Annotated in this window: 13 protein-coding genes; all 13 read right to left on the bottom strand. The window is 61.5% G+C overall.

Annotation, left to right across the window (positions count from 1 at the left end):
• Positions 1-19 precede the first annotated feature (19 nt).
• On the bottom strand, positions 20-778 hold the full coding sequence (locus INT12_RS01960) for an SDR family NAD(P)-dependent oxidoreductase (protein ID WP_102616942.1): 759 nt from the start codon (positions 776-778) through the stop codon (positions 20-22).
• Between the two features lie 20 nt (positions 779-798).
• On the bottom strand, positions 799-2,247 hold the full coding sequence (iaaH, locus tag INT12_RS01965; RefSeq protein WP_102616943.1) for an indoleacetamide hydrolase: 1,449 nt from the start codon (positions 2,245-2,247) through the stop codon (positions 799-801).
• Between the two features lie 22 nt (positions 2,248-2,269).
• Positions 2,270-3,007: an aspartate/glutamate racemase family protein gene (locus tag INT12_RS01970; protein WP_102616944.1), complete on the bottom strand. Its 738-nt coding sequence runs from the start codon at positions 3,005-3,007 to the stop codon at positions 2,270-2,272.
• Between the two features lie 16 nt (positions 3,008-3,023).
• Positions 3,024-4,346: an acetylornithine deacetylase gene (locus tag INT12_RS01975; protein ID WP_102616945.1), complete on the bottom strand. Its 1,323-nt coding sequence runs from the start codon at positions 4,344-4,346 to the stop codon at positions 3,024-3,026.
• A gap of 10 nt (positions 4,347-4,356) precedes the next feature.
• Positions 4,357-5,385, bottom strand: coding sequence for an FAD-binding oxidoreductase (locus tag INT12_RS01980; protein WP_102616946.1), 1,029 nt, complete (start codon positions 5,383-5,385; stop codon positions 4,357-4,359).
• 224 nt (positions 5,386-5,609) lie between these two features.
• A complete protein-coding gene (locus INT12_RS01985; RefSeq protein ID WP_102616947.1) occupies positions 5,610-6,101 on the bottom strand; it encodes a flavin reductase family protein in 492 nt (163 codons plus the stop codon).
• Between the two features lie 13 nt (positions 6,102-6,114).
• Entirely contained in the window at positions 6,115-7,320 is a 1,206-nt protein-coding gene (locus tag INT12_RS01990) for an OmpP1/FadL family transporter (RefSeq protein ID WP_102616948.1), read from the bottom strand.
• A gap of 1 nt (position 7,321) precedes the next feature.
• Positions 7,322-8,554 (bottom strand): styrene monooxygenase/indole monooxygenase family protein, encoded by a 1,233-nt coding sequence (locus tag INT12_RS01995; RefSeq protein WP_102616949.1) that lies wholly within the window; start codon positions 8,552-8,554, stop codon positions 7,322-7,324.
• Positions 8,555-8,673: 119 nt separating this feature from the next.
• Positions 8,674-9,693 carry an AraC family transcriptional regulator gene (locus INT12_RS02000; protein WP_169883864.1) on the bottom strand — a complete coding sequence of 340 codons (1,020 nt, stop codon included), beginning with the start codon at positions 9,691-9,693 and terminating at the stop codon, positions 8,674-8,676.
• A 98-nt stretch (positions 9,694-9,791) separates the two neighbouring features.
• A complete protein-coding gene (locus tag INT12_RS02005; RefSeq protein WP_169883851.1) occupies positions 9,792-11,198 on the bottom strand; it encodes an amidase in 1,407 nt (468 codons plus the stop codon).
• Positions 11,195-12,058: an alpha/beta fold hydrolase gene (locus tag INT12_RS02010; protein WP_102616952.1), complete on the bottom strand. Its 864-nt coding sequence runs from the start codon at positions 12,056-12,058 to the stop codon at positions 11,195-11,197. Before INT12_RS02010 ends, INT12_RS02005 begins: the two co-directional genes overlap by 4 nt.
• Positions 12,059-12,114: 56 nt before the next feature.
• Complete coding sequence (locus INT12_RS02015; RefSeq protein WP_102616953.1) at positions 12,115-13,449, bottom strand: Rieske 2Fe-2S domain-containing protein; 1,335 nt, start codon at positions 13,447-13,449, stop codon at positions 12,115-12,117.
• A gap of 150 nt (positions 13,450-13,599) precedes the next feature.
• Positions 13,600-14,598, bottom strand: coding sequence for an AraC family transcriptional regulator (locus tag INT12_RS02020; protein ID WP_102616954.1), 999 nt, complete (start codon positions 14,596-14,598; stop codon positions 13,600-13,602).
• Positions 14,599-14,956: the final 358 nt, after the last annotated feature.

A 14,956-nucleotide genomic window follows, 5' to 3' on the forward strand; every position in this document is an offset into this window, starting at 1 on the left:
CATTGCTGATCAGAACGGTTCATTCGGCCGACATGCCGCCATCCACCGACAGGGCCGTGCCCGTGACATAAGAAGATTGCTCCGACAGCAGCCATAGCACCGCCGAGGTCACTTCATCAGGACGGCCGATGCGGTGCATGGGAACGCCTTCGTCGTACATGTGTTCGTCGCCCGCGGTGACCCGGTCGAAACTGGGCGTTTTGATCGGGCCGGGGCAGATGGCATTGACGCGGATCCCACGCGTCGCGTAATCCAGTGCTACGGCGCGGGTGGCCCCGACAATGCCGTGCTTGGCGGCAACGTAACTGGCGATCTTGGGCATGCCCTTAAGGCCGAAGATCGAGGCATTGTTGACGATGGCGCCGCCACCGCACTCGAGCATCGCGGCGGTCTCATACTTCATCATGTACAGCACCCCTTTGAGGTTGATGTCGATGACTTCGGACATGTCTGCGATCGGGGTTTCATGCACATCATTGAAGTCGCGCTGCAGCCCCGCATTATTGAAGGCGCCATCAAGGCGACCGTAGGTGTTCATGGCCAGCGCGACCAAGGCTTGGCAATCCGCCGCACAGGACACATCGGTGGCACGAAACAACGCCTGACCACCGTCGGCGAGGATTTGCGCGACCACCGCCTGGCCAGACTGCGCCGTGCGATTGCCAATCACCACGCGTGCGCCTTCACGTGCCAGCGCCAGGCAAACATCGTGGCCTATCCCACTGCCGCCCCCGGTCACGATGACCACCTTGTCACGCCACAGACTGTCCCGACTCATGCCGCCTCCGATCACGCGCTTCAAGCCCGTGGCACTCGGCCAAACAGGCCTTCCAGCAACTGACCGATCGCCAGCAGGCGGCGGTCGCAACCGGGCGGACCATCCAACTCCATGCCCACAGGCAAACCGCTTCGGTTGCCCAGCCCGACGGGCAACTGAATGCACGGCAGTCCCGCGCTAGCGGCCGGCTCGGTGTTCTGGATCAGGCGCCCGAAGACACTTGGCTGGTTGACGTCGTCGTTGGCCAACGGCGCCACGATTGCCGTCGTGGGAAACAGCAGCGCGTCGAGTTGATGTCGTTCGAAGAGCGTCTGGTAACGCTCAAGCAGCGCCTGGCGGCCGCCGTTCTGCGCAACGTGATACGCCGGTGCAACATCCACCAACTGATCGTCGACCGGCATTTTGCGTGGCATGACCCAATGCTCATAAATCCAACGCACATCGGGGCTGTAGATTTTCTCGGCGAGCTGCTCGATGGTCTGGGCATGCCCGTAGTCGCGCAGGTAGTCGACCATGCAGTCGTAGGCCTCATGGATCACCACGGGGAAACCAACCGGCGCGTTCAGCGCGTGCAGGCCGGCATCTTCGATGGGCACCAGGGTCACACCATGGCCGCGCAGCGTTTCTGCCGCGGCCATGGCCTGCTCGTAGGTGTCTTCATCGAGGTTGTCCCAAAACTCGCTCGGCACGCCCAGGCGCAAGGCTCCCAGCAACACTGAGGGCATTGCGTACTCACCGGTGATCACGCCATCGAGCAGTGCGACGTCGGCCATGCACAGCGCCATCGGTCCGACCGTGTCGCGGCTGCGGGCAATCGGAATGACGCCACGGTCCGAGTAGCGCCCCGCGCTTGGGCGCAGCGAAGCGCAGCCATTGAGCGCCGGCGGAATGCGCATCGAGCCGCCGGTGTCGGTGCCCAACGCCGCCAGGGCCATACGTGCGCCCAATGCTGCGGCGCTGCCAGAGGATGACCCCCCTGCGATACGCGTGCCGTCGTATGGGTTGCGCACGCCCACCTCGCTGCCCGTGTTGTACGCACCGTTATAGCCAGTGGCACCGAACGCCAGCTCATGCATGTTGGTCTTGCCGAGAATGATCGCCCCGGCGTCACGCAGTTTCTGCACGCTGGGTGAATCTTCGCTCGGTACAAAACCGGCGAATGCCGGCGAGCCTGCGGTACACGGCAGCCCGGCAACGTGAATGTTGTCCTTGATGACAATCGGGATACCGCTGAGCGGCTTGAGCGGCTCGCCCGCCTGGCGTGCCGCATCGGCGGCCTGGGCGGCCTGCAAAGCGCCCACGCGGTCGAGGGTCACATATACATTGAGCGACTTGCCCGCCTCAGCACGCTTCAGGCACGCCTGGACCAGCTCGACGCTACTCAGTACGCCGTTGCGAAAAGCCTCAGACGCCTCGGCGATGGTCAGATCGGTCAAAACCTCAACGCTTGCAGATTCAAACACTGTCATGTCAGTACTCCTGGCACAGACTTCAGCGACTGAAGGCTGTGTCCTTTATCTGTTCCGGGCTTGGGTAGGCGATCTTGCTGTGGCACAGGCCCAGATCGAGCAGTACTTCGCACATCTTGTAAGCGATCAGCCCTGGGTTGAGCACGGGCACCGGCAGATGCTCGGCGAGATAGGCGTGCGCCTGGTGCATGGTGGTCGAGCCGAGCACAATCACATCGGCACCGTCTTGCTCAATGGCAAGCCTTCCCGCGTCCAGCAGTTTGGCGAAGACCACCTCTTCCTTGCCTTCCAGCAACGCCTGCGTGTCGGGGCGCACATCAATCGAGCGGATCGACGCCAGACGCGCTTCCAAGCCGTATTCCTTGAGGGTCTTGCGGTACAGCGGGTACCAGCGCGGCCACATGGTCAGGATGCTGAACTTCTGTCCGAGCATGCAGGCGGTATGGAACGCGGCGATACCGGGTGCCAGCACCGGAATCGACAAGCGCGAACGCAGCGCCGAGAGGCCGGAGTCACTGACGGTATTCACGCACACCGCGTCGTAACCTTCGTCCTCAGCCTTGATCCCGGCTTCGATCACCGCCAGTTCCATCAGCGCCATGTCGTAATAACTGTCGGCCAGGGTCATCACCTGGCCCGCGCCCACAAAGCTCACGTCGATGTCGGGCCGCATCAGCGATACGGGCAGTTGGGATTCCACCAACGGGCGCGTGGCTTCACTCATCGGAACCGGGAAAATCATCTTGATGCGCTTTTTCATCATTCGCTCCTCATGCTCACAGACCCAGTTCTTCACGGGGACGCGTGAGGGTGTCGATCAACGCATAGAGAATTTTCTCGGCGCAGGGCATCAGGTCGGGGACATAGGTCGCGCCCATGCCGCCCAACCCCTCGGCCACCGGCAGCGGTGCGCCGGTCGCGGGCCAAGGCCAACCGATACGCGCGGTCGGCACGCCATACCGGCGTAGCGCGGCACCATCGGTTTGACCGGCGAGCATGTCGGGCATGCCGTGAGGGCGTTGCTCAATGAACTCCCAACCCCGCTTGCATGACTGGATGATCCAGTTCTGCGGATCGGTGGTCCCGCCCGGTACCGAGCCGTACATCTCCCAGCCCAGATCCAGCGCAGGAAAGCGCACCCTCAGGTCGTCGATGAATTCAGCGAACTGCGCCCTCACATCACCGGGGCTGACGCGCGGATTGATTCGCACGTCGAAAAATATTTCAGTGACCGCGCTCGGGAACGCCGGGCGTTCGACGTCACCAGAGCGCACCCCGCTGATCCAGCCGTGGGGCTCGATGACACCACTGGTGTTGCGCTGGGTGTACGCCAGGATCCATTCCTGCAACGCCTGGATAACCGTGGCTGAAGGCACCACGGAGCTGCGGAAACCCGGCGTGTCATGGGGCACGCCTGCATAGCCGAGGGTGCCGTAGACCTTGAGCTTGAACCAGGCCATGCCCGGCTCCTCGTGGTACACCCAGTTCCATGGCTTCATGATGATGGCGAAGTCCGGGTACAGGCCGCGATTGAGCAGGTGGATCACCCCATTGGACATCCCCGCGTGACGCGCACTGATGTCCACCGGCATGCCGCCGTCAGCCATCCCCAGCAGCAAGTCACCACGTAGCGGCACCTGCGCATCGATCAACGCGGTGGCGACTTCGGTCAAGGTCGCAATCATCGCCTTGGGGTTCGACGAGCCGAGGCCGAACACCCAGTCATCGACCCTCTGCGCGAAGGGTTGCAGGTCGGCTTCCTGACCTTCGCCGGTGAGCACCTCCTCGCCGGGCGTACGGTCCAGGTGGGTGTCGATCGGCGCATACAACAACACCGTCGCGCCCCCGCCACTGCCACGGAATTCACCGACCACGTTGCCGGTGATGTCGCTCATCGGGTAGTAACGCGACTTCATGCCGATGCCTTGCAAGTGGCGATTCATGAACTCGCTGGCCTGGCGGGTCGCCCCGGTCGGACTGTGGATATTGCTGATATCAAACAACAGCTGCTGGAGACGCTGGGGATTGAGTCTGGCACGTGCCTGCTCGTACCACTGCGCCTGCTGGGCCGAAAATGGCAGTGAAATCGTAGGTTTCATGCATGCTTCCTCAATGACTGGCGACGAACTGTTCGGCAAAAATGTTCTGCGACTTCATGCCCAGTTCGATCAGGCGCTGGGTGGCAGCGTCGATCATGGGTTGTGGACCGCACAGGTAGGCCACAGTGTCGGGATGGCTGACATCACCCTCGCGCAGCGCACTGACCGGGCTGCCCTGATGCAGGCCGTCGGTGGCTTCACGGTCGACACAGATGCGCGTCTCGAGGAACGGCAACCATTGCTGACGCAACTCGATGTCCTCAAGCGAGAACAGCGCTTCGGGCACCGCGCAGCCGAAGGTCAGGAGCATCGGAGGCTTACGCCCGCCGCCCTGCCGCAGGGCATCGATCATCGACAGGATCGGCGCCAGGCCGGTGCCGCCCGCGACAAAAATATGCGGCGCACGTTTGTGCTCATCACGCAGGAAGAACGCGCCATACGGGCCGCTCAGGCTCAGGATCTGGTCAGACTCGGCCAGGGTTTCCAGATACTCGGACATCGCCCCACCCGGTATCAGGCGGATCAGGAACTCCATCTTCGGCAAGTTCTGCTGGGTACTCGACGGCGAGTAGCTGCGCAGGACACCCAGGCCAGGCACGACAATCTGCATGAACTGGCCCGGGCGGAACTCCATCCATTCGCCCTCGGCCAACTCCAGCGTCACGCGCATCACGTTGCTGGCGATACGTTCGACCGAGTCGATAAACGCATGCACTTCATGCGCCGCACTGGCGCCGACTTCACTGCCGTAGCCGAGATCGAAGGTGCAATCGGACTCGGCCTGGCAGACGCACAGCAGGCGCTGGCCGGCGGCGAACTCACTGGCCAGCAAGGTCGAGCTGGCGCCCGGACGGGTGAGCGCCTCGCCTTTTGTCAGGGTGCTGATGCAGCTTGAGCAACTGCCGGAGCGGCACTGGAAGAGCACCGGCATGTGCGCCTCGATGGCGGCGTCGAGAATATTGCTGTTCGGTGCGACGCTAAAGCTGCGGGTGACGCCATCGGCAAAGTTCAGGGTGACTTGATGCACTGGTTCATTCATAAACAGGATTCCACCGGAGTACGGGAATTGCGTGGTTCTGGCGAAGCCTTGCTGAAGCGTGGTGGCAGCAAACCACCAGCGCTCCGGAGGGGCTGGTCATGTGCTCGATATTAGGAAGTAGCCACCGCTGACTGCGCTCCGTTGAGCTACGCGGTTATCCCAAAAGCGCAGCTTCTTGCAAAAACGGCAGCCATCGCTGGCTGCCGTGAACGCGCTGAATGCCGTCATCCCCTGGGCAGCGCATCCAACCCGGCGTAGCGCCCGCGATGGAACAACAGCGGGCGGGCGTCCTCCGCCCCCAGCGCCATGCGCAGCACCCGCCCGACCAGGATCTGGTGGTCGCCGCCGTCATAACGGTGCTCGATACGGCACTCGAAACGCGCGGGACAGCCATGCAGCAGCGGCACACCGCCAACGCCTTCGCCGAAGTCCAGACCACTGAACTTGGCTTCCGATGCCCGGCCGAAACGGTTCGACCACGCCTGCTGTTCGTCACCCAGCACATGGATGGCGAAGTGTTCGGCCATTGAGAACGCCGGGTAACTCAAGGCATTGCGGCCGATACTCCAGAGCACCAGCGGTGGGTCTAGCGAGACCGTGTTGAAACTGCTGGCCGTCACGCCGATGGGCTCCCCCGCGACATCCCGCGTCGTCACGACAGTGACGCCGGTGGCGAAGTGGCCGAGGGCCTGACGTAAAGTTGTGGCGTCAATCATTCGCACATCCCCCTTAGAACGTCAGGCCGTAGCTGAGCGACAACCAATGCTGGCTCATGTACGGCGAGCTCACGGCATCCGGTCCCTGGCCATTTCCTGCCACCTTGTCCATGAACGATCGCGCATAGGCGAACGACACTTCGTTGCCACCGCCCAAGCGGTAGGTGGCACCCAACGTGACGTGACGATGGTTGGCGGAGGGTGCCAGCGTGCCGAGGTAGCCGTCGCGGCTATCGAGCAGCTGGTTGGCGTCGTTGTAGCCCACGCGCAGGGTCAGATCACGCGTGGCGTCGTACGCCACACCCACGCGGTACACCGTCTGGTCACGCCAGCCGAAACCCGGACCATCGCTATCGCCCGGCGCCCCCGTGGCGCGGCCTACGCCGGGGTTGCCATAGGCCTTCACATCGCTCCAGAGAATTTTTTGCACGTCGGCAGCCAGCGTCCAGTCACCGCGCTGGTAGCTCAGCCCGACGCCATAGGTGGAGGGCATATCGAGGTCTCCCCCCTCCGCCAGCAGCTTGTCGAAATGCTTCATTTTCGACATGTAGCCACGCGTCGCGTAGCTGGCACCGACGCTCAGCTCATCAGTGATGTGCCCCAGATAGCCCACGCGCACACCGCTGCCGTAGGACTCGTCGCGCCCTTCCGGCAAGCCGATGCTGCCGGTGCCGTCGATATCAAGCTGCTGCCTTATCAACAGCAGGCCGATGCCCAGGCTGTGTCGCTCGGTAATCTTGCGCGCATAGCTGAGGGTCGCCACCATCTGCTGAAGCGTGGAGCCGGGACTCTGCAGGCCACCCACGTTGCTCTGGCGGCTATAGTCCGTGCCGACACCGTTCCCCACCACAGAAACGCCGACACTGCTGACCTCATCGAGCATGTGGTTCGCACCCAGCTGGGGAATGATGTACAGATCATTGTCTGCGCTGCCGCTGTTTTTTTTGCCCGCGAAGTCCACGCCGTTGTCGACCTTTAGAAAGGCCGCGCCCACATCCAAACGATCACCGACCCACACCATGCCGGCCGGGTTCGATGCGCCGACCAGTGCATCCTGAGGCAAGGCCAGCACCACGCCGCCCATGCCCTCGGATTTGACCCCATAGCCATGCGGGAACGTGCCCTGGGTGGCCTGGGCGAAGTGACAGGGGACCCCCGCTAAAAACAGCGTCGTAGCGATGCCGGAGACACGCCGTTTACCAGCGATGAAAGCCGCCATCTCAGACGCCCTCCGCCACGGCGAAACTGTCGATGAAGCGCTCGGCTTCCTGCAGGTCGTAGTACCAGGGCCGAAGGCTCTTTGGATCGTCGAATGCGTTAGCCACGGTCGAGGCGATTTGCGGATTTTGCGCACAGGCGGCGAACACCCGCAGGATGGATTCCGATGGAGGCAACAGATGGGTATTGGTGAAGCGCGCGACCCACTGGGCATAGTCCCAGTACCGTTCGAATGTTGCCTGCTTCCAGCTATCGTCAAAGTTCAGTTCGCCGCGTTCGAGAATGGCCTGCATGTACACGTTGGCGCACTTGCTGGCGTTGTTCGACCCCTGCCCTGTGATCGGATCGTTGAGCACCAGCACGTCAGCCATGCCCAGCACCGTGCGCCCGGAAGGCAGCACACCGATCGGCTTGCGTACCGTGGGCGTCAAGCGGCCGACCAGCGTGCCGAGCTCGTCGGTCAGGCGCAGGTTTTCGCAGCGCGGTGCCTCCCAGGGGAAGAATTCGCGGATCAACTCCACCGCCAATTCGAGGTGTTCGGCCGGGGTGCTGACCTCCCCCCAGCGGTCCATCGGGCCGCCTTCGATGCATTCCAGGTTGATAATGTCGCCGGGGCCGGTATGGGTAATGCAGGGGAAATTGACGTACTCGCCAACGCCCGGATTGATGTTGATATTGAGCGCGCTGTAGTCGCTGCGTGGAAGCATGCCATGCACGTAGGTCAATGAAATGGTGCGCTGCGGACGATCAAATACGCTACGTTCGGCGTCACGCTCAAACAAGGCGCCGATCTCGCCTTTGCCGCTGGCGACGATGACCAGGTCGCTGCTCTCGGCATAACGTTCCAGTTCAGCCAGACCGGCTTCTTCGATGATCAGGTTGCCGCCATGGCGCTGAAACTCCGTCATCCAGCGTGGCATCTTGATGCGCTGGTCGACCGACTGACCAGGCGCCTGCATACGGGCCCGCCAATCCACGCCCAGGCCTTCGCCATTCCCCGCGCGCATATGCACGCCCATGGTGGGCGGGCAAATGTCATCCCACAGCGCCAGGCCCAGCTCACGCTCAAAACCCAGCGCCATGTCATACATGGATTGACTGGACAGCACCCTGCCCGCCGCGATTTGCTCGCCGGTACGGTTGGACACCAGGTTGACGGTGTAGCCCTGCTGCAGCAAACCAATGCCAAGTTGTAGACCTGCCTGCCCGGCACCGACGATTGTGATCGTTCTCATGAGGTTTCGCTCCGTTGTGGTTATGCGGACGACGCTATGCAGTCCGTACAGCCAATGTGGAGCAGCGCAGGCACAGGCAATATGCGCATTGCGCAGCGGGTATGCGTAAAGTGCGGAAATTAACGCCGAGGGTCCCGGCCCTGCATGACCCCCGACCCTCGCGCGCGAACCAGTGTTTCCCTGGGCGTCTCGGCGTAACGCCGACGGTAATCGGCGGCCAGTCGCCCCAGCTGGAAGAACCCCCAGCGCGTGGCGATTTCGGTGACGCTGTGCGACTGCCCGGGGTCGAGCAGATCCTGGCGCACGCGCTCCAGGCGGATGTCACGCAGATAGCGCATGGGGCTCAGACCGAGAAACTTTTCGAACCCGGCAAATAGCGTGCGTCCGCTGACCGCACTGACCGCCGCGAGGGTCTCGATGGTGATGGGCTGTTCCGGGTAAGCCTGCATGTAATCGACTGCCGCTTTGACATGACGCGGCAGCAGACGATGCAGGGCCTGCGCCTGCTCACAACGCAAACTGTGGGGCTGCCAGCTCAGGAGCGTGGTCATCAACGTCTGTTCGAACTGGGTACGGATCAGCGGCAGGTCAAACAACTGCGGCGAGCGTTGCATCTCGGCAAAGATATGTTGCGCGCTGCTGCTCCAGGCCGCACAGGCCGGGTGATCCAGGCTCATGGTGGGGTGAAATTCCACGGGCTTGTGCAGGCAGCGTCCGAACATGCTGGCTGCGTGTTGCTCCAGCGCCTCACGGTCGAAACGCACCACCAGCTTGCGGCAGTCGCGGCTCCAGTTCATTTCCAAGGCTTCGTCCGGCGCATGCACAGAGCCGTAGCGATGGTTGCTGTACAGCTCACGACCGCCAATGAATTGCAAGTCGTTGCCCGCCAACGGTAACTGGACGAGGTAGAAATCCCCCAAGTTACCGGGCTCGACGTTCACTTGGGCACCGTAGCTCATCTGGCTGAAACTCAGGCGTCCCGTGCGCAGGTGCGCGTGGCGGTAGTTGAGCTGCTCCCCTCCCTTGGCCAGCAGTTGATGTTCGCAAAACATCGACGACACCATCTCGCGCACCTCGTCGAGATCGTGCGAACGCAGCGCCTGCAAGTGCTGGTACTCGAGCAACTCGGTCGAGGGCATCACATCAATACACCTTCGCTCATACCCGCTCCTCGCGAACGCCGATGGCGTAGCGCTGATCCGAAAAACTCAGTGAGTGGACAAGGGATCGTTGCACCTCATGTCAGTCGCTGCGGTCGTCGGCGATGCCAATCGCTGACCCGCTGCACCGCCATACCCGCGCGGCACAGCGTGGCTTCGCCGCCCTTGCGCCCGATGAACTGCCCGCCCATCGGCAGACCGCCTGCGGTCAGGCCAATCGGCAGGCTGATACAGGGATGACCACTGACGTTAAAAGGGGCGGTGAACTGGATCAGGCGACGGTTGGCCTCAGGGTCCGATGCCAGGCTGGACAGTTGCTCGTGGGTTGGCGCGGCATAGGGTTGAACCGGCGCCAGCAGCAAGTCCAGTTCATACAACAGCACCTCGAGCTGCCCGGTGAATCGCTGAGCGTCCAACAGGATTCGCTGATAGTCCATGCCGCTCAACTCGCGCCCGCCGTCGATCAGCCGCCGCAAGGCCGGGCCGTACTGGCTGGCGTGCAGCGGGTAGGTATCGGCATGCGCCACAGCAGTCTGTACGCCGCAGTGGGCCTCCCAATTCTGGCTGACGGCGCGCGTGTCGGGCATCCGAATGCTCAGCAACTTGCCGCCACCGTCACGGATCATCGCCATGACCTGCTGCAACGCCTGCTGGATCACCGGGTCCACGCCATCGCTGAGCCAACGCTCGTCAATCCCGACGCGCAACCCGCGAAAGCTGTCGTCGATGCCGGGAACCTCCAGGCACACGCTGGGCTGGGAGGTGGGATCGAGCAGGTCATGGCCGGCGATCGTAGACAGCAGGAACAGCGCATCGCGCGCACTGCGAGTCATCGGCCCGACGTGGTCGAGGCTGGCGGCCAGTTCAAAGGCCCCCTGGCGGCTGACTCGCCCCCAGGTCGGCTTCAATCCGGTCAGGCCGTTGGCGGCACAGGGGAAACGAATCGAGCCGCCGGTATCGCTACCGATCGAGGCGTAACACAGTCCCGCCGCGGTGGCCACGCCGCAACCGCTGGACGACGCACCGGCCCAATGCCCAGGGTGCCAAGGGTTGTTCGGTGCAGGAATGTCGGGATGGTGCAGAGCAAACGCGCCCTCGGTCATTTGCAACTTGCCCAGCATCACCGCGCCGGCGTCACGTAACCGCGAGACGACGGTGGCATCCTGATCAGGGATGCGCGACGCGTGCAACGGCATGCCTGCGGCGGTCACCACCTGGGCAGTGTCGAACAGGTCCTTGTACGCCAGGGGAATGCCATGCAGCGGACTGCGGCAGGTACCGTCAGCCAACTCTTGCTCCGCCGCTCGCGCTTGTTGCAAGGCCAGCTCCGGCGTCACCCGGGCGTAGCTGTGCAGACCTGGGTCCAGTTCGGCAATGCGTGCCAGTTGCGCTTCGGTCACCTCCACCGGCGACAACTTGCGGCTACGGATCAACAGCGACAGCTCATGCATTTCCAGGTAATGCAGATCGTTTGGCAGGTTCATTCATGTGCTCCGATAAAGCTCGAGGCCAGGCGATTGAACTCATCCGGGCACTCGCTCTGCAGGTGGTGGGCAGCGTTGCCGAATACGTGCAGGCAGGCGTTGGGCAAGCGATTGAGCATCATCATCGGCACGTCGACACCGCCAAACCAGTCATGAAGCCCCCAGCACAGTAAGGTGGGAGCCTGAACCCGATCCAGCACTGGCAGCAGGTTCTCCCACTCGCCGAATGCACCAGGGGTTTGCAGCAGTTGGATAAAGCCGGCGTTATCACTGGCCTCGAAACGCAGGCGCAGGTTTTCATCGTCCAGCCGTTCATCGCGGTGTAGCTCATAACGTCCCAGCAGCACACGCATCTTGCTGAGGCTCGGACCGTCACCCGCGAGGTAGTAGTCACTCATCAACGTCGCCGCTTGCTTGCTGAACAGCGGCAACGGTTGCAGGACACCGCGATCGACGGGCTGCGCACCGATACTGATCAGCCGACCAACGCGCTGCGGAGCGTCCACGGCCAGACGCAAAGCCACCGCGCCGCCAAGAGACTGGTTGATCAGATGCACACGCTCCAGACCAAGAGCGTCCATGAAGCCCAGCAATTTACGTGCATGCCAACTCAACACAGGCCCGTGAACCGGCACCATATCCGAGCGGCCGAACTGGGCAAAATCGAGGAAATAGCACCGATGCCGAGCCGAGAACGTCTCGGCACTCAGACGAAAATTGCTCCAGGCCGTGCTGCCCGGACCACCACCATGGGTAAATATGACGGGCAATCGAGGAGTGTCTTGGCCAACGACTTGGTAATGCAGACGAACGCCATCGACCGATAAAAACTGGCTGACTGGCGGGTTTGACTTGGGCATAGAGGGCTCCCCCGAAAGTGAGCCGGCGCGGGATGAAAAACGCCGGCTCAGTCACCTCAGTCCTCGATCTGACGGACTTTGTAGCCTGGGCGATGACCGTCGGCGGTGTCCTTGAAGATCAGGCTGGAATCCTTCACCGAACCGGCAACACCACGTCCCGGTTTAGCGATCCCGCGATTCCAGCGCGAAGCCACCTTACGCCAACTGATCGGAGAGATATCGGTCGCCACCAGTTGCTCATCGTCCCAACCGGTCCCATCGGTGTAGAAATTCTGCATGGCTTCGCGGGCATACAAATCGCAGTCGTTGAAACCGTGCAGGCAAAGAGGCTTGTACACCCGGTCGTAGCGATACTGGTTTTTCTCACGCTCTTCATCGGTGTTACACACTCGCACGAGGATTTCCCAATACTCGTGGGTGTCGTCGGTAATCGGCACATACCACTCGTACTGCGTCATGTGCTCGCTTGGCCAGTTTTCCACCATCAGCACGCCCGGCAGCACCACAGAGGTCCGGTAGAAACGGCCCTTGAGGCCATCCACTTTCAGCCCCAGAAGGTCGTTTTCCAGCACCGGCGTCCACTTGTCGGTGAACATCCATTGCATCAGCCCTTTGGGTCCAGTTTCGTTCTCGACTACGGCGATGCAGTCGTCGGAGGCCGGCAACAGGCCCAGGGGCAGCACCCAATCCATGGCGTGAACGATGGTGTTGTCCTTGTGCACCAGGATGTGAGCGTTGTCGAAACCGTTTTCACATGCGATGCGCCAGTTACCGTAGCCGGTGCGGTGCATGCCCAGGGCCACGGCATTTTCATCCAGCACGCTCGGCGAAGCCGGCCACAGCGGGTGCGGGAAGACTTCGCTGTTTTCCGGGAAGCGGAACGGCAAGTCATCGGCCAGCGGCGGCACATCTTGATCAGGGAAACTGTCTTCGCGCACGAATACGAAAATCATGCCGTTGATTTCATGCACCGGGTAAGTCGTGAGGCCGGTGGTGCCAATCAGTTTGTCGTCCGGGTTGGCGACGATGGTCACCAGGGTGCCACTCTCCAGATCGAAGGTGAAACCGTGGTACCAGCAGGAAATAGTGCTCTTGGTGAAGCACATCGGTTTTTCGGAAAGACGCACACCACGGTGCAGACACTGATCCTTGAGCGCATAGACCTTGCCGTTGACGCGACGCAAGACAATGGGCACGCCGCAAATCTGGATACCCTCAACCTGATCCTCGGCCAGCTCATGGGTGAACAGGGCCGGATACCAGTGATTGATAAAGCCCCAGGCCGCGTCTTTGTAAGGTTGGTATTGGCTTTGGGTCTTGGAGTTGTTGACACGGGCATCACTGATACCGGTTTTGACGATGCGCCGACGAATGATAGGTTGCTCGGACATACGGATTCCCTTGCTAACAGGATCGGCGCCGCCCTGTGCGGCGCTGTTGCAATCATCCTAAGAACCTCCAGGAAGACTGACGATCCCGATACCGTTTCGCCTATCCTTGCAGCGCAAGAAAGATGCAGGGCCTGCCGGATGACGGCGCGCTCAACGCGCCAGGGTTGCAGAAGGACTTTCGCCGAAACGGCGTTTGTAATCCGTCGTGAAGTGCCCCAGGTGATTGAACCCCCAGCGAAAGGCAACCGCGGTGACCGTTTCGTTGCCCGAACTCAGCCGCAGCAGCTCTTCATTGACGCGACGCAGACGTATTTCCTTGAGGTACAGCATGGGCGATGTATCGCGGTAACGCCGAAAGCCCGCGAACAACGAACGACTGCTGACGCCCGCGTGCTCGGCCATGTCGATGATGGTGATCGGTTCGTGCGCGTGGTCCTCGATGTAGCGTTCGACACGCTTGACGAACGACGGCGCAAGCGAGGGCGCGTCGGCCAAAATCTCCGCCGAATAGTTGTGCGGTTGATTGGTCAGCAGCATATGCACCAGACCGCTTTCCAACTGGGCAGACATCAAGGGCGACAGCTCGTCATCCAGCGAAAGGCAGTCATACACCCAGCTCACCATACGCAACCAGCGTGCGCCCGATTCGCTCGCGATCGGGATGGCAGACTCGAATTCAATGTTTTTCGCCAGGGTGCGGCCCAGCAACTGCTGGCAATGCTGCTCGATCAGGCTGCGCTCGATACGGATGATCAGTTTTTCGGTGTTGGGACGGTGGTTGATCAGTGATTTCGTGTGGGCGTTGATCACCGTGCCCATGCTGGGGTTGCACACCACTTTCTGATCGCCTAACTGAATCTGCTCCTCACCGCGGATCGGCATCTGGATCAAGGCAAAGGTATCGAGTACGCCCGGCTTGATGGTCAAGGCACCGCCATAACTCATTCGGCCAATGCCGATCCCCCCCGCCCGACGGTAAAAAATGCTGGCGTCTAGCGAGGTTTTGGCGTCCAGGTTACAGAGGTGGTTTTCGCAGAATATTTTTTCGCCACATTGGCGGGCCTCTTCAATGTCACGGGTCCGACAAATTTCGTATCGCGCCAGTACGGCCTCAGGAGCAGTGACCGGGCGGAAACTAAGCTGTTCCATGAATAACCCTCTGCGACCTGGCCAGGCATCCAGATCGCACTAACACACGGTTTATAAGATCGACAGTACATGCCGCCGATCATTCTTGTTATCGCAGTCGTTGGCTGAACCCTTTGCCACCCATCCTGCGCCAATACGCACGGTTTCAGTGCGTAGCGAGGTGCAATCGTCGCAAGGCACGAGGCAATCACCTCGCAGGAACCCTGTGCGCCTCACCGTTTGAGTATCACTTGGCTCAGGTTTGGATAACCACCCCTCGAACCAAGCATTTAACGTGCCTGAACGCGCAAATATCAGTATTGAGACGACCGATGAAACACCCACTTCAGAACTTCACGCGATTGGCGCCGAGCCTAAA

This window comes from Pseudomonas sp. K8 (assembly GCF_014889455.1).
Classification (GTDB): domain Bacteria; phylum Pseudomonadota; class Gammaproteobacteria; order Pseudomonadales; family Pseudomonadaceae; genus Aquipseudomonas; species Aquipseudomonas veronii.